16 protein-coding genes and 2 pseudogenes are annotated in these 21,048 nt (G+C 52.1%); 12 read left to right on the top strand and 6 right to left on the bottom strand.

All coding sequences use genetic code 11. The features are described from left to right. The first annotated feature begins 139 nt into the window (after positions 1 to 139). Positions 140 to 5,872 (top strand): S8 family serine peptidase, encoded by a 5,733-nt coding sequence (locus ACZ1HF_RS10310; RefSeq protein WP_472657416.1) that lies wholly within the window; start codon positions 140 to 142, stop codon positions 5,870 to 5,872. Between the two features lie 374 nt (positions 5,873 to 6,246). On the opposite strand, the pseudogene ACZ1HF_RS10305 reads toward ACZ1HF_RS10310, so the two are convergent. From ACZ1HF_RS10305 to ACZ1HF_RS10290, 4 genes and pseudogenes are all read right to left on the bottom strand, one after another. Further along, a pseudogene (locus ACZ1HF_RS10305) lies at positions 6,247 to 6,369 on the bottom strand (IS110 family transposase); the annotation flags it as partial. An 80-nt stretch (positions 6,370 to 6,449) separates the two neighbouring features. Then, on the bottom strand, positions 6,450 to 7,661 hold the full coding sequence (locus tag ACZ1HF_RS10300; protein WP_472657415.1) for an ABC transporter permease: 1,212 nt from the start codon (positions 7,659 to 7,661) through the stop codon (positions 6,450 to 6,452). A 1-nt stretch (position 7,662) separates the two neighbouring features. Beyond that, the gene (locus ACZ1HF_RS10295; protein WP_472657414.1) at positions 7,663 to 8,382 is read right to left on the bottom strand and encodes an ABC transporter ATP-binding protein; all 720 of its coding nucleotides are present in this window, start codon (positions 8,380 to 8,382) and stop codon (positions 7,663 to 7,665) included. Then, positions 8,375 to 9,613 (bottom strand): efflux RND transporter periplasmic adaptor subunit, encoded by a 1,239-nt coding sequence (locus ACZ1HF_RS10290; RefSeq protein ID WP_472657413.1) that lies wholly within the window; start codon positions 9,611 to 9,613, stop codon positions 8,375 to 8,377. The genes ACZ1HF_RS10295 and ACZ1HF_RS10290 overlap by 8 nt, the downstream gene beginning before the upstream one ends. 236 nt (positions 9,614 to 9,849) lie before the next feature. Between ACZ1HF_RS10290 and ACZ1HF_RS10285 the strand changes: the two genes are divergently transcribed. After that, a complete protein-coding gene (locus ACZ1HF_RS10285; protein ID WP_472657411.1) occupies positions 9,850 to 10,164 on the top strand; it encodes a DUF4342 domain-containing protein in 315 nt (104 codons plus the stop codon). A 324-nt stretch (positions 10,165 to 10,488) separates the two neighbouring features. Here ACZ1HF_RS10285 and ACZ1HF_RS10280 read toward each other — a convergent pair whose 3' ends face one another. Together ACZ1HF_RS10280 and ACZ1HF_RS10275 are read right to left on the bottom strand one after the other, a co-directional pair. Next, positions 10,489 to 10,959 (bottom strand): DUF2953 domain-containing protein, encoded by a 471-nt coding sequence (locus ACZ1HF_RS10280; protein WP_472657410.1) that lies wholly within the window; start codon positions 10,957 to 10,959, stop codon positions 10,489 to 10,491. An 83-nt stretch (positions 10,960 to 11,042) separates the two neighbouring features. After that, the gene (locus ACZ1HF_RS10275; protein WP_472657409.1) at positions 11,043 to 11,402 is read right to left on the bottom strand and encodes a GerW family sporulation protein; all 360 of its coding nucleotides are present in this window, start codon (positions 11,400 to 11,402) and stop codon (positions 11,043 to 11,045) included. 323 nt (positions 11,403 to 11,725) lie between these two features. Here ACZ1HF_RS10275 and rplO point away from each other — a divergent pair, with 323 nt between their 5' ends. The 10 genes and pseudogenes from rplO (at position 11,726) to ACZ1HF_RS10225 (ending at position 21,008) form a co-directional block, all read left to right on the top strand. Continuing rightward, on the top strand, positions 11,726 to 12,193 hold the full coding sequence (gene rplO / locus ACZ1HF_RS10270; protein ID WP_472657408.1) for a 50S ribosomal protein L15: 468 nt from the start codon (positions 11,726 to 11,728) through the stop codon (positions 12,191 to 12,193). A gap of 111 nt (positions 12,194 to 12,304) precedes the next feature. Then, positions 12,305 to 13,660: a preprotein translocase subunit SecY gene (gene secY / locus ACZ1HF_RS10265; protein ID WP_472657407.1), complete on the top strand. Its 1,356-nt coding sequence runs from the start codon at positions 12,305 to 12,307 to the stop codon at positions 13,658 to 13,660. Then, a complete protein-coding gene (locus tag ACZ1HF_RS10260) occupies positions 13,657 to 14,301 on the top strand; it encodes an adenylate kinase (RefSeq protein ID WP_472657406.1) in 645 nt (214 codons plus the stop codon). Before secY ends, ACZ1HF_RS10260 begins: the two co-directional genes overlap by 4 nt. 198 nt (positions 14,302 to 14,499) lie before the next feature. After that, positions 14,500 to 14,868, top strand: a complete 369-nt coding sequence (rpsM, locus tag ACZ1HF_RS10255) for a 30S ribosomal protein S13 (protein WP_472657405.1) — start codon at positions 14,500 to 14,502, stop codon at positions 14,866 to 14,868. Between the two features lie 15 nt (positions 14,869 to 14,883). Beyond that, entirely contained in the window at positions 14,884 to 15,273 is a 390-nt protein-coding gene (gene rpsK, locus ACZ1HF_RS10250; protein ID WP_472657404.1) for a 30S ribosomal protein S11, read from the top strand. 110 nt (positions 15,274 to 15,383) lie between these two features. Next, a complete protein-coding gene (locus tag ACZ1HF_RS10245) occupies positions 15,384 to 16,400 on the top strand; it encodes a DNA-directed RNA polymerase subunit alpha (RefSeq protein WP_472657403.1) in 1,017 nt (338 codons plus the stop codon). Between the two features lie 140 nt (positions 16,401 to 16,540). Further along, the gene (gene rplQ / locus ACZ1HF_RS10240; RefSeq protein WP_472657402.1) at positions 16,541 to 16,960 is read left to right on the top strand and encodes a 50S ribosomal protein L17; all 420 of its coding nucleotides are present in this window, start codon (positions 16,541 to 16,543) and stop codon (positions 16,958 to 16,960) included. Between the two features lie 177 nt (positions 16,961 to 17,137). After that, positions 17,138 to 18,250: a hypothetical protein gene (locus ACZ1HF_RS10235; protein WP_472657401.1), complete on the top strand. Its 1,113-nt coding sequence runs from the start codon at positions 17,138 to 17,140 to the stop codon at positions 18,248 to 18,250. A gap of 72 nt (positions 18,251 to 18,322) precedes the next feature. Beyond that, a pseudogene (locus ACZ1HF_RS10230) lies at positions 18,323 to 19,707 on the top strand (trypsin-like peptidase domain-containing protein). After that, positions 19,707 to 21,008 (top strand): replication-associated recombination protein A, encoded by a 1,302-nt coding sequence (locus ACZ1HF_RS10225; RefSeq protein ID WP_472657400.1) that lies wholly within the window; start codon positions 19,707 to 19,709, stop codon positions 21,006 to 21,008. Before ACZ1HF_RS10230 ends, ACZ1HF_RS10225 begins: the two are co-directional and overlap by 1 nt. The last annotated feature ends 40 nt before the right edge of the window (positions 21,009 to 21,048 follow it).

Below are 21,048 nucleotides of genomic sequence, written 5' to 3'. Positions count from 1 at the left end.
CCGTACTACGTATCAGATCTGCGTATCTGGGACTGTCTTGTGTTTCAGGGATCGGTTTGATGTTTGAGTAGCTGGCGCAATTTTTCTGCTATTTTTTTGTAGTTAAGCTGACGGTCAGGTCTCATATTGGAGTTTTCAAATGTCAAATACACAGCTGGTTGGTCGTAATGGTGTTGGCTTTGGCAATAAGGTAGAAGCTGATGGGGTGGGTGTCCGGCGAGGTGGTGTAAAGGGGTCCGACACGGGGTCTGATGGCGGCTCTGCAGGTGGTGTGCGGTCTGGCGGGGGTCGTGACGGTTCGGTGTCCCAGCCGCGCGTTCAATTGAAGGGGCAGGTTTCGACTGCTGAGGGTCGTGCGGAGCTTGCGACAGCAATTGACGGAATGACGGCACAAGAGCGCACGTTACGCGAACAGATTTTCATGGATTTTTTAATTGATGAGTTTTTGGGTGGCAGTGGCGACGAAGTTTCTCTGGATGGTTTTAAGACACCCAAGGTTGTTGTTGCGGTTCCTGGTGATCGCAAGACGCAGCTTCCGGATGGTGCGAACGGTGCGTTTGTGGCAGGGCGGAATGGTGGGCGGGGGACGATTATCCTGCGGGCTGGCCTGACACCATCTGAGCGTCAAAAGACATTGAACGAGGAGTATGGGGAGGCTGTCGGTGCTTATATGGCCTCCAAAGGTGTGGACGTCGCGCCGGGTGATGTCGGGGCTCGGATTGCGCGGGTTGTGACTGGCAAGCCTGTATCGCGTGAAGCCACGCCCGGTTTATACAGATCGCAATCTTCCGACACGGCCCAGGTTCGGTTGGATGGGCAAACGGTGCAGGCGCAGGCGCGGATTACGACGGATGCGCCTGTCCAGCAGGTCACGGCGTCGTTTGAATCGTCCAATGAGCTGATGGTGCTCTACACTCCCAAAGGGTCGAAGAAACCTATCGTCGTGGCGCGCAAGAAAAAGCAGACACCGAATGCCCAAGATAAAGTTCCTTTTGTTGTCACGGATCTGACGGCTAAACTGCCTGACAAGCTTGATGGTGAGTTCAGCGTTTTCAATGTTGATAAAAGCCACCCTAAAGGTGGCTACGTGGTGGCGACAACTGCGGCGAAGGTTGATGGCAATCCTGCAGGAAGTACGTCACGCAGCACGCGCAATGCAGATGGCTCCATTACAATTTCTTTTGATGAGTTTGGCGACGGCCGAGTAGATGGCTTGGAGCCCGATGGTTCTGTTGGCTTCAAAGGCGATGGTGATTTTAATGATGCCATTATAACCATCAAACCTCAGAAGAAGCCAAGTGCAACACCGGATGGCAAGCCAGCACCATCTAAGCCAGGCGATGGGTCAGAAGGTGATACGGTCACCACTGGTCCAGTCGAACCTGCGGGTCCTTCCTTTGGCTCGCCGGTTGACGCGACCGACGCCCCGCCTTCTGTGCCGAAGGGCACCATCAAGAAGTCGCGCACGAAGGTTGAGTTCAATACTGAAGATGAGTTGGTGGTTGAGGTTTTTGATCCCAAGACGAAGAAATGGACGGTGATTGCCAGGAAGGGCTTTGGATACCAAGAGACAGAGCAATATGTCGATATCAACCAGGTTGGCAAAACGCCGCCTGCGGTGCGGGTGCGCAATATCACCCAAGACGGCGCGATCATCTCGGGCAGTGATCCGCAACGTGCGCGGCTATTGGTCAATCCTGAGGAAGGGACACAAGCGATCGGGTTTGAGGACCGCCTGCGCTCCAAAGGTGATGGTGAGTTTGTAGGCGATGATTTCCGCGACGCGGTTGTGTCGTTCAACGTCAAGCCCGGTGCCAAGAGCGCGGTTGGCAAGCCTGTGGATACGACGACGGGCAAGCCAGCCGAGACGAAGCCGTCTGCGGGTGCCAGACCCACCGATCCGACGGAGTTCACACCGGAGCCGCAATATCAGGAGATCGGCGACAAGATCATTGCGGCCAATGACGGCAAGCCTGTGACGATGAAAGATCTGCCCAAGCTGATGGAGAAGAAGGGCGTCGTGACCAAGGACGGTCTTGAGTATGGGGGTGATGCGAAGGGCAAGACGGCTGCGATGTTCGCCCTGCAAGCGGCCAATCGTGGCAAGCCTCTGAGCGCCAAAGACATTGCCAAGTTCATTGATCGCGGTGTGATTGTGATCAAGGATGGTAAATGGAGCGTCGATCTGACGAAGTTGGAACCAACAGAGCTCAAGCGCATTACCTTTGCATTGAACAAGAACAGCAAGCTTTTGACCTTTGCGTCAGATACCGAAAAGGGGCGCAACAAGATCACGGGCCAGTTGGGCTTTGACGACAAGAAACTGCGCACACGGATTGATGACAGCTATGGCAATGGCGACGGAACTTTGCACCCCGTCGAGATCAACCGCGCGATTGATGACGGCTACCTGATTATGGGCCCCGATAACACGTTCGTCACGCGCAGCAGCGTCAAAGAGACAGACCCAAACAGCAAAACCGATGATGGAAGCACTGCGGCTGAAGAGACGGATGGCTTTAGCGTCTCGGCGGACGATTCCAGCGGCCTGAAGCAAAAAAGCGGCGGTATCCGCCCAAGTGTGCAACGGATTCTTGATGGAACGCCTGCTGGTGGGTTTAATTCTCTGCTTGGCGTTTTTCTGGAAGAAAACAAGCAGACCGAAAAGGATCTAAAAAACTGGGACGTCAAGCTTGATAGCAAGGACAACACCAAATTTGTCATCACATATAAAGGTAAGAGCGTCGTAAAAGGGCGCCTGTATCAACGCTCGACCGACGGGAGAGAGGTCGAACCGTATAAACCCAGTGGCAATGATGCCTTTCTTGATATGATGAGTGATGTTGTTGATATTTTTATCTTCAATACCAAAGATAGTAAGGGCCGGGTAGGAAAACGCAACAAAGCCATGGGCGCAGGCATTGCGGGTATTGTGCGTTCTCTCAATATCATTGGCGGTGAGAAGCTTTTGGACGAGGTCAAGGATAACGGCATTAAATCTCTTAGCGTCATAGATGGGACGACTGAGGAAGACGCCTACGGTTCACCTGACTTCAAATTCGAAAGCAAAAGCGATGTTGACTCGCTCGCGATCACGGCCCATGCGCGCGACATTGAAAAATATGTCGATGAGGATGGGACCGGCCTGCGGGCGGATATGGTACAGAATTTTTTCTATCGTATTTTGCAGGACGGAACAGGCAAAGCCGGCAACGTAAAAAATCCCACAGCGTGGAAAGAAGCTCTCGAAAAGGACGATGTTGGTGATCTCGATGCAAGTAGCAGCGGTGGCGAACATAGTGAGATCGCAAGCCTATGGTGGATGGTCGCCAATGGTAATGCCACTCCAGCAGAGGCCAGAGCGCTTGGCGCCAAGTTCTCTGCAACGTTTGACTACTTCAACAAAAACTACGCCAAAAAGCTAGGCGTCGATCCCGTCCCAACTGGATCGGTTGCCACCACCGGGACGGACATTGCGGGATCAGGCAGCGTGAACGCTGAAAAGTTTGTTCAGAACATGAGCAAAGCCGGCTTCGACTTCGATGATGACGGGACAAGCCTCGAAGCAGGTGAGGGGGCCAATGTGCTCATGGCACTGAATGGTGGCAAGCCCATGAGCGCCAAGGACATCGACCTGTTCATCAAAAAAGGCATCATCAAGATCGACGAAAAATCCGGCACATGGTCGATCAACAAAGATGCCATGACAGGTGACAGACCAAACCGCATCGTCGCAAACATCCTGCGCTCACCCTCCCTCAAAAAAGGGGAAAAAGACGACCTCCTCGACGCAATAGGGGTCGACATAGAAGACCGGAAGTTGCTGGCTAAAAAATTCCCCGACGGACAAGGTGGCATAAACCCAGACACGCTCGAAACCGCAGACAAATACGACATCTTCAAACCAGGCAAAAAAACACTCATAAGCCTGGACGAAAACGCACTCAAAGATGTTCCAGATGACGCAGCGCCGGCCGTTTCGGAAACCACGATATTCGATCCGGTCTTTGCCCCAGGCCCGGAACCCGCGCCGCCGTATTACAGCCGCCCTGGCGACGGTATGGAGGGCAATGTCGAGGGTGACGTCTTTAACGATCTCAATGGCAACAACATCAAAGACCTGCCAGAAGAAACAGGGCGCCCGGATACACTCGTATTCTTCGATGAGGATGCGGATGGAGAATGGGATGAAGGGGAATATTATACCTACACAGATGATGATGGGCATTATCGCTTTGAGAACGTTGTGCCCGGCACCCACGGATTGGTCGCCGAAGATAGTGAGGTCGAAGCAAAGCTGATCGGTCCTGGTGGAGTCATTGCAGATAACGCGACCGGACCGCAGGGCGTGAGTTTAACCAGCCAGTTGCCGCCAGCAGATGCCGAGCCGCAACCAACGCTACAAGGTTCTGAATATTTGCTTAGAGGGGGTCGCATCCGGGATGATATAGATTTTCCGGAAAGCAGTGACGCCATATTTAAAGACCCCGACAGGAATGAATTGGATGGAGAAGGAACGGAAGTCTACGTCATGGATAGCGCTGTAAATCTAGACCATGTAGCGCTATCAGATGCAACTATTACGAACGTGAGACCTAACGGTCCCCCGCAGAGAGAACAAACTGCCCATCAAAAAAATCATGGCATCGCGGTTTCCTCATTAATTGTTGGCGACAACATTGATCCCGACACCAGACAGCTTAGAAAAGGAATTGCAAGAGGTGCAAGCGCAATAGTGGTTGACAACACTGGGCCAACTATTAAGCGAGAATATTTGAATATAATTGAGAGTCTGGATAAAATTGCGGACCGGGCTGCAAATAATCCTGATAAGATTATCGTTGTTAATATCTCAGCAGTATACCGCCTTAATCCAAATGGTAGTGCACGAGCACTTTTGATGCGCGTTTTGGAGAAGCTAGATAGAAATGGCGTCATTGTTGTAGCCTCATCGGGCAATTCAGGGTCTGGACCTATTGAAAAAAATGCACTCCTTTCTTCTGGTACTGTCGTTTCAGTTTCTGGCAATGATCGAGGCAATAGAGACGATATTGCGAGTGGCGCACGGTTTAGCCAGAATCTAACAGGCGTAACCGTGCCAGGATTCAAAAGATGGGTTCCAACCAATGATAATAGAGACGATTTTTCGGAAGAAGACGGCACAAGCTTGTCCGCTCCCGTGATATCAAGCCTTGCTTTGGTATCGCAGGAATATGCGCAGAAAACCTATGGTCAAAAGCTTACACCAATGGAGTTTCGCTGGGCCATAAACAAATCAGGAAAACCACGATTCAACACAAACGAAAGAGGTGGTGACGCAGAAATAGGAGATTTCCGCGAAGTTGGCCCGCGCAGATTAAAACAAGCAATCGACATGCTAATGACGAAGAAAAACGCCACTGTTTTCAATGCTCAACCTCGTCGCACGACGCAGGTCAATTTTGTGGGCCCGGCAACGCCTAAGAAAAAGCCGCAACCCGCGACTACTGACGGAAAAAAGGAAAGAGTAGCTGTCGCAAGCGCGATTAAGGATGCAACGAAGGGTATAACTGAGAGCTCCATTGGTTCGAAACCCACTACTTCGGGGGCCTTCACAGGGGGGTTCGAAGCCGCGGGCTACACGTTTGACAGTACCACTGGTCTGACGGATAGCGAGGCTGCGAAGATTCTATTAATGCTTACGGATGGCAAAGCTGACGAAAAGACATTGATAAATCTCGAACGGCTTGGCCTGATCAAGATCGACCCGGAGAAGAAAACTTGGAGTTTGAACAAAAAGCCTTCACCCCGGAAGCTGCGGCAAAATTGGTTGATGCCGCGTTTAGCGATGGCAAGATTGATTCAGCTGAGCGTCGTCTGTTGCTCAAAGTAGGTATCAACACAAGAGAGATAGACCAAGAGTTCGGTGATGATGATGGGAAATTAGAAACTAAGGATTATCAAGATGAAGATCCATCAGAGATATTCGAACTCAACCCAGGACATCCGATATTTGACATCATCTCGTAGGGCAAGGCGGATGGATCTACTGGGGTGCCCCTAGTTTTCTAGATATCAGTCTTTTTGAGTTTGAGCTGTTTTTCTTCGAAGTAAATGGGTGACAGCATGTCGTTTTTCGTGTGCTTGCGTTTCGATTTGTAAAAGAGTTCAATTGTCTTACCAGTGGTCGATCAGCCGTTTGGTCATCACTTCCCTTGCAATTGGTCTACAATCGAAAATGTCAGGTCATGCTGCTGCCCCTTTTGATCACAGGTAGTTCTTGCCTGGTTTTGTCAGAATGGCCCATGCAATCCGGATCAGTTTGTTTGCTAATGCAACGACTGCCTTGTTGCGATGCGTTCGATCTTCAAGCGTGCTGAGCCATCGTCCACATCCGCACGCGCGCAGAATATATCAAAGGTGCAGGGTAGAGACGCTGCAAAACTGTCCGAATAAATGGGACCACTTAACTATTCGTGGCGCAAGGCATCAATTGGGTTCAGTTGTGCCGCGCGGCGAGCTGGGAAAAAACCGAAGATCACGCCAACTGCTGCAGAAAAGGCAAAGGCAAGAAGTATGATGTTGGGATCGGGTCTGAACGGGATCGACAGCATATTCGCACCGACCCATCCAAGCCCCAACCCGGTAACAATGCCGATCAGTCCGCCAAACAGGGACAGAATGATCGCTTCTACAAGAAATTGCATCAGAACCTGACGCGCCTGCGCGCCGATGGCCAGACGGATGCCAATCTCGCGCGTGCGCTCAGTGACGGACACCAGCATGATGTTCATGATACCGATGCCGCCCACAAGCAGACTAACAGCGGCTACGGCAGATAAAAGCCCGGTAAGAACACCCGTAATGCCTGACAGAATTGTGGCAATCTGCTTCATATCCATGACGGTGAAATCGTCGTCCTCGCCTTTTCCAATGCGGCGGATTTCGCGCAGAACGGCTTCGATTTCTTCCTTCGCGCGCTCGGTGGCAACGCCTTCGCGGACAGCCGCGATCAGCAAAGAGACATCCGTATTGCCGGAAATCCGACGCTGAAAGGTGCGAATTGGCATGATGACGAAATCGTCCTGATCGCTGCCAAACGTTGATGCGCCCTTGGATTTCAGCAACCCGACGATCTCGCAGGACAGCTTCTTAATGCGGATCACCTCGCCAATCGGGTCAGAGGTTCCAAAGAGATCCTTACGCACGGATTCCCCGATTACGCAAGCCGGTTTGCCGGACTTGATTTCGGTTTCATCAAATATCCGACCGCGCGCGATTTCCCAACGTGCCGCCGTGAAATAACGGTTGTCGGTCCCGACAACATCAGTCCGTCGGTTTTCGTTGCCAAAGACCGCGCGTGCGCGGGCCATGCTCATAGGCGCGGACACGTTGATCACGCTGAGTTGTTCTTCAAGCAGATTGTTTGTTCGGATGGTGAACATCTGATCGGTGGTGCCAGCGGGGCCGCCTTCCATCGCATCTTGCCCCGGCATGATCATCAGCATGTTGCTGCCCAGCTTCTCGACATCCGCAGTGACCTGTTCGGTCGAACCCTGTCCGACAGTGACCATTGCGATCACGGCCCCCACGCCGATCACGATGCCAAGAACGGTCAGAAAGGACCGCAGCGCGTTTCGGAAAATGGCTTGTATCGCGAGCTTGACGGTCTCTAATAACATTTCAGGCGGCCTCTCTAGTTGGGCCGTCGCGCTCTATGCGGCCATCGACCATCCAGATCAGCCGTTTGGCATATTGTGCCATGTCGGCCTCATGAGTCACCATGACAATGGTCAGTCCGTCGGTTTCGTTCAGGCCTTTCAGGGCTTCCATAATTTCGATCGACAACTTTGTATCGAGATTGCCGGTGGGCTCATCTGCCAGAAGCACTTGAGGATTGCCAGCCAATGCCCGCGCGATCGCGACGCGTTGTTGTTGACCGCCCGACAGCTCTGACGGATCGTGACTTGCGCGGTGCGCAAGTCCGACTTTTTCCAGAGCCGCAATTGACGCTGCTTGTCGTTCTGCGCGCCCCAATCCTTTGTAGATGAGCGGCAGTTCGACATTTTGTAAAGCACTTGTGCGTGGCAAGAGGTTGTAACCCTGAAACACGAAGCCAAGATAATGGCGTCTTAACAAGGCGTGCTGATCCTGAGTCAGGTCCGCGACTTCAACCCCATTGAACAGGTATTCGCCTGAGGTCGGCGCATCGAGGCAACCAATCACATTCATCGCTGTGGACTTCCCAGATCCGCTTGGCCCCATGATCGCAACGAATTCGCCCTTGGCGATATCTAGATCAACAGCGTCGAGAGCCCGCACCTCGGCCTCCCCGCTGCCATATACGCGGCTGATCCCGCGCAGTCGGATCAGTGGCAAGCTTCCCGCCGCAGCATTAACCATCGACCCGGTCCACGATTACCAAGTCGCCAACGGCAAGCTCACCTTCAAGTATCTCTGTTAAACGACCGTCACTGGCGCCAGCACGAATGGCGATTTTCTGCGCCGCATCGCCCCGCATGACCCAAAGTGTCTTGTTGTCTCCTCGTCTGGTTCCATCAGAGTCATCGGGAATAAGCATTCCAAGTAGGCCGCTTCGTTCCTCATTCTCTACCGGCACTGCGGGCGGAGCATATCGCAAGGCTGCATTTGGCACGGTCAGAGCAGCCGAAATCTCTGCCACCGTGATATCAGCAGTCGCGGTCATGCCCGGTCGTAATAACAGGTCCGAGTTATCGATGCTCAGAACCGCCTTGTATGTCACAACCCCGTCAACCGTTTTCGGAGCGAACCGGATCTCCGAAATCTCTGCGGGGAATGAACGCTCGTCATATGCATCCACAGTAAAGTCAGCCATGTTACCAACCGCTGTGCGTCCGATATCTGCCTCATCGATATCAACCTGCAGCTCCATCTTGGTCAGGTCTTCGGCAACAGTGAACAGGACCGGGGCAGATAACGCAGCCGCTACGATCTGGCCTGTATCCACCGCGCGATCAAGGACAATTCCATCAATGGGCGAACAGATACAGGCCTTGTCCAACTCGGTTTGCTGAAGATCCAGATCCGCTTCGGCCAGTGCTCTGTCGGCCAGGGCGGCCTGTAATTCTGATTGCGCGCGGATGAAGGCTGCGCGTTGCGAAACAAAGGTTTGATGCGCTGTGACCCCGCGTTCCTCAAGCCTGACCGCGCTTTCGTATTTCTCCTTTGCCTCATCCAGCGTGGCCTCAGCCATTGCGACACGTGCGATTTTGCTATCCAGCGAGGCCTTGCTGACCGCAACAAGCGCCTCCAGCTTGGCTGTATCCAACTCTGCCAGAATACTGCCTTTACTGACCACATCGTTGAAATCAGCATTCACCTTGCTAAGCGTGCCCGACAATTCACTTGAAATCTCGACCAGATTTGTAGGTTCAATCGTGCCAGTCGCCGTCACAGTTATCTGCAGATCATTGGTTTCTGCTTCAGCCGTGACGTATCTTATATCCTTGTCCGGATCCGCGGACGCGAACCAGTACAGGCCTATACCTCCGATCACCAAAGCCCCAATCACATACTTTATCCAGACCGGAACACGACCTTTGCCGTTCCCAATACCCAATCTTTCGGCAACTTCTGCAGATGTCTCCGACATGATTTTCTTCCCTAAACCCTCGCATCCATTGGCAAAGTAAGTCAGCCAGACGCTCACGATCTGACAAATATCAAATGCGGTTGAAGAAATTTTGCGGCGGCGTTTTCCCAGCTAGCCTGAGATCGCGCGCCGCGCGCTATGCTCGGTTTTCTGGGTCTGACTTGATTCAAATCACTTGCATCGATCACGCGGGCTTTATGATGCGCTCTCATCCAATCAAACTGAAGGTTAAAGACATGACCAGTGGTTCCACCAAAACTGATAAAGAAGATCGAACCTGGATCGAAGAAATCGAGGTTTCGAGCGACAAATTGAAAGATAAGGTTGAAAGCCTCGCCAATGAGGCTTCTGTCCGCCGAATTCGCATCAAAGAGCCTGACGGCGATATTGCGGTTGATATTCCTCTCACAATCGGCGCTGTCGCTGGTGGCGCAATTGCTCTTGCTGCGCCGATACTGGCTTTGATTGGTGTCATCGCTGCGTTCTTTGCCCAGGTTAAGGTAGAGATTGTTCGCGAAGAGCCGCGACACGAGGACAAAGCGAAAGGTTGAGCTTTAGTGATTTACGGATCAAGCATCCCTTTGGTTTCAGGTCGCGCTTTCATAGTCGCATAATTCAAGGGTTGCTTGCACCCTTCCAAAAGGCCTGAACAAGGCCGGGGCAGTGCGTTTCTATCTTCTTGAGTGAGGCGGCGACCCCACTGATCTCAAACGCCTTGGGGCTGTCATCGGAATTTAGTTTTATAAGCACATAAAGGGGCTGTTTTGACCCGCTAAAGGCGCTGCTGATAATGTTGTCATGCTGAATGAGAGAAGTTGCAGAGATCACGCCAACATGCCCGATGGTTGGTACGATCCTCGTCTCAAGGATGTATCTCATCGAACTGGCCCATAGGCGTGCCAACCGAAACGTAGCAGCGGCGGTAATAGTGCCATCGGTGCGACTTTGCATGTCGCTTTGCAGACACCTTCCAAACAAATGCGATCAAAGGCCGGACGTAAAGCAATATCTGAGCCACCCCCGTAGATGACCGGGGTGAGAAGGCCATAAAGCTGTCCCGTTTCGGCCGGATCACCAAGCCCAAACTCGGCGTCGACTTTAAGCTCCTCAAAATGCACGGCGCGAAACAACGACGATACGAGCCGATAGGCTTCAGCGCCTATATGCTTGGGAACCTTCCTTCGCTTCTTTTTATGTGCCCTCTCACTTTTCTTCTTTTTTGACTTTGCCTGACGTGACCGGTCGCTATCAACTATATCAATCACCGGACCATGCCTGCCAAAGAGACGCGCGCTGATTGTAAAACGCACATCTCGATACTTGCTGATGCGGAAGTCGATCAGCACAGGGACGCTCAGAACCAAGATCAACAACGCCAGCAAAACAGCAAGAGCGCTTAGCAAAAAAACAAGCACCCAGTACATTGGGCTTAGGCTTTCTTCACCTCGGGCGGCTCTTTCTTGGATGCTCGATCCATGGCATGGGCCACGGCGTCTCCAACGATTTCTGCTACATTCGTAACGGTCCCTTTCACCGCTTCAACACGGGCGCCTTGATTGTCGAAGATAATTGCACCCAAGGGCTTGATGCCACCGCCAGCACCGGTTCCGCTGCCAGCGCCAGTTTTGTCCGCGGATTTGCCACCGGCGCCAAAACCAAACCCGTAGCTGACGATAGGAATTACCATTGATCCCTCCCGCTCAATCGGGTCTCCCAGAACATTTTTTGCGTTTAGCAGCTTATCAAGCTCTTCGACGGTTCCTTTCAATAGGCGTTCAACGTCTTCCATTCCGTTCTCCTGTAACGATGTTTGTTCTAGCTGAACAAATACCGGCCATATGAAGTGCCGGAGTTGATATTTCTCAGGTGGGTCGCGTTTTTTTTGAGATCACCAACACGGGACCTGTGCATCACTTGTCGTCCGAATGCGGGTTTCGATGTCCCAGAGCTGCAAAAATATCTTGAAAGATATCGAAATCTGAGGTGCCTCTTGCAACGAGGCTTTCATTTCTCTAAATACCCGCCGATGGCTAAGTTGCTACGACTCAATATTGAAACGCCGCGTTTGGTCCATTTCGCTTCGAGGACCATTTCCGGCAAAGGAGAAGCGATATGAAACTGCATGAACTGCGCGACAATCCCGGCGCAACCAAATCCAAAAAACGCGTAGGCCGTGGTCCCGGCTCCGGCAAAGGTAAGACTGCTGGCCGTGGTATCAAAGGTCAAAAGTCCCGCTCGGGCGTGGCGCTGAACGGATATGAAGGCGGGCAAATGCCACTTTACATGCGCCTTCCAAAGCGTGGCTTCAACAAGCCTAACCGCAAGAAATTCGCTGTTGTAAATCTTGGCCTGATCCAGAAATTCATCGACGCCAAGACACTTGATGCCAAAAAAGAGATCACTGAGGATGTGCTGGTAGAAACCGGCGTTGTGCGCCGCAAGCTTGATGGTGTGCGCATTCTGGCTAAGGGTGATATCACTGCGAAGGTGAAACTGAACGTGACCGGGGCCTCAAAATCAGCTATTGAAGCTGTGGAAAAAGCCGGTGGCACACTGACCGTAGCGGCAGCAGCGGAATAACCGCTTGTGAGAGGCAGCATCGCCACTTACATACATTACAGTTTTCCGGCGCCGCGATTGGGGAACCCAATGCGCGGCGCTGTCACGACATAGATAGGGAAGTCGAGACATATGGCATCCGCAGCCGAGCAAATGGCCTCAAACATGAGCTGGTCCGCCTTTGGCAAGGCGACCGAGCTGAGACAGCGTATCCTTTTCACCATCGGGCTTCTTATCGTCTACCGCCTTGGCACCTATGTGCCGGTGCCAGGCATTGATGCCGCAGCCCTGCGCAACTTCGTTGAGCAGTTGCAAACAGGCGTTGGTGGTATTTTCAATATGTTTACGGGCGGTGCGATCGGGCGGATGGGCCTATTCGCGCTAGGTATCATGCCCTATATCTCGGCTTCGATTATTGTTCAGCTGATGACAGCTATGCTGCCGTCACTGGAACAGTTGAAGAAAGAGGGTGAGCAGGGCCGCAAGAAGATAAACCAATATACCCGCTACGGTACTGTGTTTCTGGCGACCTTTCAGGCCTATGGTTTGGCGGTAGGGTTGGAAAGTGGCGGTCTTGTTTCGGATCCGGGTTGGTTTTTCCGTATTTCCTGCGTTGTCACACTGGTGGGTGGCACCATGTTTTTGATGTGGCTGGGTGAACAGATCACCGCACGTGGCATTGGTAACGGTATCTCACTGATTATCTTTGTTGGGATCATCGCCGAGATCCCTGCCGCAATCGCACAATTCTTTGCACAAGGCCGTTCAGGCGCGCTGTCACCTGCGGTAATCGTTGGCATGTTACTTCTTGTTGTGGCGACCATCACCTTCGTGGTGTTTATGGAGCGCGCTTTGCGCAAGATACATATTCAGTACCCACGTCGTCAGGTTGGCATGAAAGTATATGATGGTGGCTCATCGCATCTGCCGGTGAAGGTGAACCCATCGGGTGTGATTCCAGCGATTTTTGCCTCGTCCCTGCTATTGTTGCCGACGACATTCTCAACCTTCTCAGGCAATGCAGGCAGTCCGATCATGGCTACGCTGCTTGCCTATTTCGGGCCGGGACAGCCGCTCTATCTGTTGTTCTTCACAGCTATGATCGTATTCTTTGCTTATTTCTACACGTTCAACGTGTCGTTCAAACCCGATGATGTGGCTGACAATCTGAAAAACCAGAACGGTTTTGTGCCGGGCATTCGTCCGGGTAAGCGCACAGCGGAGTATCTGGAATATGTTGTAAACCGTATTCTTGTGCTTGGCTCAGGTTATCTTGCGGCAGTTTGTTTGATGCCGGAAATTTTGCGTGCACAATTTGCCATCCCGTTTTACTTTGGCGGTACGTCAGTTCTGATTATTGTGTCCGTTGCGATGGATACTGTTCAGCAGGTGCAAAGCCACATGCTGGCCCACCAATATGAAGGGTTGATTGAGAAATCGCAGCTGCGCGGGAAAAGACGCGGCAAAAAAGGGACAGCACGTAGATGAACATAATACTTCTGGGCCCACCGGGCGCGGGCAAGGGAACGCAAGCGCGTAAGCTTGTGGATGAACGCGGCATGATCCAGCTTTCCACCGGTGATATGCTGCGCGAAGCGCGAACCAGTGGAACCGAGATGGGTCAAAAGGTTGCTGCGATCATGGATGCCGGAGAGCTGGTGACAGATGACATTGTCATCGGCCTGATCGAAGAAAAGCTTGCGGGCGATCATGGCGGCGGGTTCATTTTTGACGGATTCCCCCGCACGCTGGCACAAGCCGACGCGCTGGGCGATCTGTTAGAAAAATATGGCACTGGCCTGCATTTTGTCATAGCGATGGAAGTTAATGACGACGCGCTGGTGCAGCGTATCACGGCGCGATCCACCTGTGGCAATTGCGGCGAGGTCTACAACGACATCACCAAGCCAATCCCGGCGGATAATAAATGCACCAACTGCGGCGCGTCAGATTTCAAACGTCGTGCTGATGACAATGAAGAATCCTTACGCACCCGGTTGATGGAATACTACAAGAAGACCTCACCACTGATTGGATACTATCATTGCAAAAACCAGTTGCAGTGGATTCCGGGCTTGGGTGAGATTGATGAGGTGGCGGCCCAGATAAATGCTGTTCTGGATGATTGACCAACACCTCTCTTGACCATCGCTTAAAAAGGTCCTAAGCCCCAATTTCTCAATAGAGAATCGCGCCCCAGCAGGCTCAGCTAACCTGCCCTGCGCATTTGAGGATTAACCAAGCCCGACGGTTCAAAAAACCTTCGGGCTTATGTTGTGAAAAAAGGTTCTGGCATTACGGAACCGCGACTGAGAAGGAAAAGCCAATTGGCACGTATTGCTGGCGTTAACTTGCCTGATGGGAAACGTGTTCCTATCGCACTTACTTACATCACTGGTATCGGTCACACCTCCGCCAAAGAAATTTGCGAGACTGTGGGTATCGAAAGCAGCCGTCGCATCAATGAGTTGAGCGATGCAGAGGTTCTGAAAATCCGCGAGCATATCGATGCGACCTATACGGTCGAAGGCGATCTGCGTCGTGACACGCAAATGAACATCAAGCGGCTGATGGATCTTGGTTGCTACCGCGGCCTGCGTCATCGCCGTAACCTTCCTGTTCGGGGTCAACGGACCCATACGAACGCCCGCACGCGCAAAGGCCCCGCAAAGGCCATTGCCGGCAAGAAGAAGTAAGGGAGGATATTCGATATGGCACGTGAAAAGACACGCACGAAGAAGAAGGTTCGCAAGAATATCGCCGCCGGTGTGGCGCATGTGAATTCTTCATTCAACAATACGAAAATCCTGATTTCCGACGTTCAGGGCAATGCAATTGCTTGGTCGTCTGCTGGTACAATGGGTTTCAAAGGGTCGCGCAAGTCGACACCTTATGCAGCGCAGATGGCCGCCGAGGATGCTGGTCGCAAGGCGCAGGAACATGGTGTCAGAACGCTTGAAGTGGAAGTGCAGGGCCCTGGTTCCGGCCGTGAAAGCGCGCTGCGGGCACTGGCAGCTGCCGGGTTCCAGATCTCGTCCATTCGTGACGTGACCCCAATGGCCCATAACGGCTGCCGTCCACCAAAACGCCGCCGCGTATAAGCAAGTTTCAACGATCAGGGCATCTGCAGTGGCAGGTCCCTGAATCCGTCATTTTAACCTCGGGCGTTCCCATTTTTGGACATGAATGGGAACAGGTATGGAGGCGACACATGATCCACAAGAATTGGCAAGAACTGATCAAGCCTATGCAACTGGAAATCAAGCCGGGCAACGATCCTGCGCGTAAGGCAACGATGATTGCCGAGCCGCTGGAGCGCGGTTTTGGTCTGACACTCGGCAACGCATTGCGCCGGGTGCTGATGAGCAGTTTGCAAGGGGCTGCGATTACATCCGTACAGATTGACAATGTTTTGCACGAATTCTCTTCGATTGCCGGTGTGCGCGAAGACGTGACAGACATTGTACTGAACCTCAAAGGTGTTGCGATCCGTATGGAAGTGGAAGGGCCAAAGCGCCTGTCCATCGCGGCAAAAGGCCCTGCTGTTGTGACAGCCGGTGACATCAGCGACAGTGCAGGCATCGAAATTCTGAACCGTGAACACGTGATTTGCCACCTTGATGATGGTGCCGATCTGTTCATGGAACTGACTGTGAATGTCGGCAAGGGCTACGTGTCCGCTGACAAGAACAAACCGGAAGATGCACCTATCGGTCTGGTTCCGATCGATGCTATTTTCTCGCCGGTCAAAAAGGTCAGCTATGATGTGCAGCCGACCCGCGAAGGTCAGGTTCTGGATTATGACAAACTGACATTGAAGGTCGAAACGGACGGTTCGCTCACTGCGGATGACGCTGTGGCCTACGCTGCGCGCATTCTGCAAGATCAATTGGCAACCTTCGTTAACTTCGAAGAGCCTGAAAGCGCCCGCGCGCAGGACGATGAGGACGATCTGGAGTTCAACCCGCTTCTTCTGAAGAAAGTGGACGAATTGGAACTCTCTGTCCGTTCGGCCAACTGTCTGAAGAACGACAATATTGTCTATATTGGTGATCTGATCCAGAAAACCGAAGCCGAGATGTTGCGTACTCCGAATTTCGGTCGCAAATCCTTGAATGAGATCAAGGAAGTGCTGTCCGGTATGGGTCTGCATCTGGGCATGGATATCATCGAATGGCCACCAGAGAATATCGAAGATTTGGCCAAGAAGTTCGAAGACCAGTTTTAATTCTGTTATGGTGGGGTGAAGCTCTGCCATAACACCAAAATGCCTGCACGTGCAGGGAATATATGGGCAATCCCGCCCCAAGGAGAGTGGCCGGCACGCACTGGACCACCAGACAAAGTAAAATGAGAAGGAATTGAGAAATGCGTCACGCACGGGGCTATCGCCGCCTGAACCGCACCCATGAACACCGCAAAGCGTTGTTTATCAATATGTGTGGGTCACTTATCGAACATGAGCAGATCAAGACGACTCTGCCAAAAGCCAAGGAATTGCGCCCGATCATCGAGAAGATGATCACGCTTGCCAAACGCGGTGATCTGCACGCGCGTCGTCAGGCCGCAAGCAAACTGCGTCAGGACAAAGATGTTGCAAAGCTGTTTGATGTTCTTGGCCCACGCTACAAGGACCGTCAGGGCGGCTACGTTCGCATTATGAAAGCAGGCTTTCGCTATGGTGACATGGCCCCTATGGCCATCATCGAATTTGTTGACCGCGATGTAAGCGCCAAAGGTGCTGCCGACAAGGCTCGTGCTGAGGCCGAAGAGTCTGCTGCGGAATAGTTACTTCATTAAATTTCTAAACCCCTCTAAACGGAGGGGTTTTTTCTTTTGTTTATATGCGTGATATATGGGTATGTTTACTTGCCCACAATGTTGAAATTTCGATTGTAAACTCGCATGCAACACACCTCATAAATGCTTATTAGTTGGAAATCTGCGTTTCGCTTGGCTATTATAGTGTTGATTGGCATTATTTTGGTGCGTATGCGCCCGCCAATGAGTTGGACCCAAACTCAATTTCTCTTTTCCTATGAAAATGGTTTCCAACGTCGCGGGCTATTAGGTGAGATATTACGCTGGATATTTCCTAACGGAATGACTGAGGCGGACACCTATAGGGTGGCTGCGTTATTGACTGTAATTTCAGGAATTATTCTGTTTGTTTTTATGTTCAATACGCTGCGCGAGGGGCAGAATAGTGGAATTTTATTAGTTTTATTTTCTAGCTCGGTAGGGTTTGCCACTTTTATTGGAAACACTGGAAATCTTGACGCTCTACTCATAATAACTGTTGTTGCAGCTCTTTTTCTGACGAAACAAGGGGTATTGGGGGTTATAACAGCAAGTATGTTTTTAGCTGCAGCAGCGCTGATTCATGAAAATGTATTACCATATTTCGCGCTATTGCTTGGGTTTGACATATGGATACGGTACAAACTGCATAAAGGGCGCATTTTTTTAGCCTTTTTGCCGTTACTGATTGTCGGACTGGCTGCTAGTACTGTCATTTTTAATGGCACGCATCAATTCGTGATGCTTGATATACTTCTTGAAACGGCACAAACTCGAAGCATTGATTTTGACATTCGACCTGATACATTCGAGCCGGTAGTAACCTTTCCGCCAGATATGCCGGGCAGGCTTGAGGCTGTTTGGGGCTCCAGCTTTTATCTTTTCCGCCTTATCGCTTTTGGATTAACAGGATTTTTACTGCTTGGGGTGATGTTAGCATTAATAGTTTTTGCATCATCCCACAGACCTTTTGGGGACAAGCTTTTTCTTTGTCTTGCAGCTATAGCTCCAATTAGCTTATGTGTAATTGCATTTGATGTATCACGTTTCGTATCCATAGCTTTAATAAATACCTATCTGATCATCGCTATTTTGAGTAGAGCAGACGAAGAGTTTCGAGTTGCAATGGAACGTATTTTGTCCCCATCAGTCGTCGTAATATTATTGCTGCTGCATGGTCAGGTAATGTTACGCGATCTTAATAATGACCCAGGCTTTTCAGGTGGTTTTCCGGGGGCTATTTTAAACCAGTTAAATTGGAAGACGTCTCAACTTTGAGTTTAACATAAGATGCATTGAAATCCACATCTATGACCCGCATATTTAGGTTTGCAGATGAAAGAGGTGTCAATGCGCATTCTTCTGACAAGTCTTCTGGTGATCTGTCTTGGCGTGTCTAGCGCCTTAGCAGATACGAAAGTACCGCAGGATCAGGCTGAAATCAGCCTCAGCTTTGCCCCGGTGGTCAAAGCCGCATCCCCCGCTGTCGTCAATATCTTCGCCAACCGCGTTGTCGAACAACAGGTCAGCCCATTTCGTGGTGATCCGTTTTTCGAGGATTTCTTTCGCGGTTTTGGACAGACCCGCCCGCGTGTTCAAAACTCGCTTGGGTCAGGGGTTATCCTGTCTGAAGACGGGATCGTTGTGTCAAACTACCATGTGGTCGGGATGGCGACTGAAATACGCGTTGTCCTGAAAGATCGGCGCGAGTTTGAGGCCCAGGTATTGCTGGCCGATGAGGAAAGCGACCTTGCTATTCTGAAGATCGATAGCGCTACCGAACTGCCTTGGCTGCCGATCCGCGACAGTGATCATGTCGAAGTGGGTGAGCTGGTGCTTGCTATTGGTAATCCGTTCGGCATTGGTCAAACGGTCAGCTCTGGCATCATTTCGGGGCTTGCGCGATCCGGCATCGCGACAGGCAATGCGCGTGGGTATTTCATCCAGACCGATGCAGCCATCAATCCCGGCAATTCTGGGGGCGCATTGGTTGATACAGCAGGCCATCTGGTAGGGGTGAACACGTCGATCCTGACCCGATCAGGCGGGTCAAACGGTGTCGGGTTCGCCATTCCGTCCAATCTGGTTGCTCGGTTCGTCGAACAAGCTCGCGCTGGAAATAAGCGTTTCGCGCGGCCCTGGGCTGGCATCAACGGGCAGACTGTCGATTATGGTCTGGCCGAAGGTTTTGGTCTTAGCGTTCCGGAAGGTGTTGTGATTTCGGCCATGCACCCAGCCAGCCCATTTATCGAAGCTGGCCTTGAGGCTGGTGACATAGTGCTGGCCGTGGATGGTCAGGTGGTCAACGCCCCCGCCGAGATGCTATTTCGCATGTCGATCCGCCCTGTGGGTGAGACGATCAACGTTGATTACCTGTCAGATGGTGTTGAAAAACAGGCCGAGGTTGCGCTTATCGCTGCCCCTGAAATCCCACCGCGAGAACCGCAAACAGTTGGCGAAGGCTCCCCATTGGTGGGCCTGTCCGTGTCGAACCTGAACCCGGCCATCGGTGTCGAGATGAGTCTTGCAATAGGTGTCGACGGGGTTGTTGTCACTGAGGTGCCCACTCCTTTACGCCGTGTGGGATTGCAGGTGGGGGATATTCTGACAGCGGTGAACGGCCAATCGGTTCCAACTACGTCCGATCTAGTCGACGCCGCGCAGGACACATCGCGCCGCTGGCGGCTTGACGGCGTGCGTGGGGGCGGAGGTTCACCTATCGGTTCCGCATCTGATGGCTGATCTATTTGATACGGGTGCGGCGGGGCCTGCGAAAATGCAACCTCTTGCAGATCGTCTGCGCCCCAAAGCATTGTCAGAGGTTATTGGCCAAGAACAGGTGCTTGGCCCCGACAGCCCGCTTGGCGTGATGTTGGCATCTGGTACGCTGTCTTCACTGATTTTTTGGGGCCCGCCCGGTGTCGGTAAAACCACCATCGCGCGGCTTCTGGCTGACGAAACAGACCTTAGCTTCGTACAGATCAGTGCGATTTTTTCAGGCGTTCAAGAGCTTAAAAAAGTCTTCGAGGCCGCAAAGATCCGCGCCGCAAACGGGCAGGGGACGTTGCTGTTCGTTGACGAGATTCACCGGTTCAACAAGGCCCAACAGGATGGCTTTTTACCTCATATGGAGGATGGCACGATCCTTTTGGTAGGCGCGACAACTGAAAATCCGTCTTTTGAGTTGAATTCCGCCCTGCTGTCCCGTGCGCAAGTGTTGGTGCTTGAACGGCTCAGTTTACATGACCTTGAATATTTGACGCAGCGGGCCGAGAAGGAGTTGAGCACGCCTTTGCCGCTGAAACCTGATGCCCGTGCGGCTCTGTTTGAGATGGCCGATGGCGATGGTCGTGCGCTTCTAAATCTGATCGAACAGATTACAGCCTGGAAGACGGATGCACCCTTATCGCCCGAGGATCTTTCGAAACGCCTGATGCGGCGCGCGTCGCAATATGACAAATCAGGTGATGCCCATTACAATCTGATCAGCGCTTTGCATAAATCTGTGCGCGGTTCCGACCCTGATGCAGCACTTTACTGGCTGGCGCGGATGCTGACGGGTGGTGAAGACCCGCGCTATCTGGCCCGGCGCATCACGCGCATGTCGATTGAGGATATTGGGCTGGCAGACACGCATGCCCATCGGGTTTGCCTTGATGCGTGGGAAACCTATGAACGCCTCGGCTCTCCCGAAGGTGAGCTGGCGCTGGCTCAAGCCGTCACCTATCTTGCCCTCGCGCCCAAATCCAACGCAGCCTATGTTGGCTTCAAGCAAGCAATGTCAGCGGCCAAGAAAACCGGGTCTGAGCCACCGCCGAAACATATCCTCAATGCGCCCACGACTTTGATGAAAGAACAAGGCTACGGCAAAGACTATGCCTATGACCATGACGCAGAAGATGGCTTTTCAGGCCAGAACTATTTCCCCGACGGCATGAAGCGCGAGGCTTATTATCTACCGGTTGAACGTGGCTATGAGCGCGAGCTTAAAAAACGCCTCGACTATTTCACAAAGCTGCGCATGACGCGAAACTGATTTTCATCTTGCCAAGATGCTCACGCCTGAGATCAGTGCG

This window comes from Litoreibacter sp. GN1-5, from assembly GCF_055693805.1.
The sequence above is the reverse complement of the archived record's forward strand: the minus strand, read 5'-3'. Positions and strand labels throughout refer to the sequence as shown.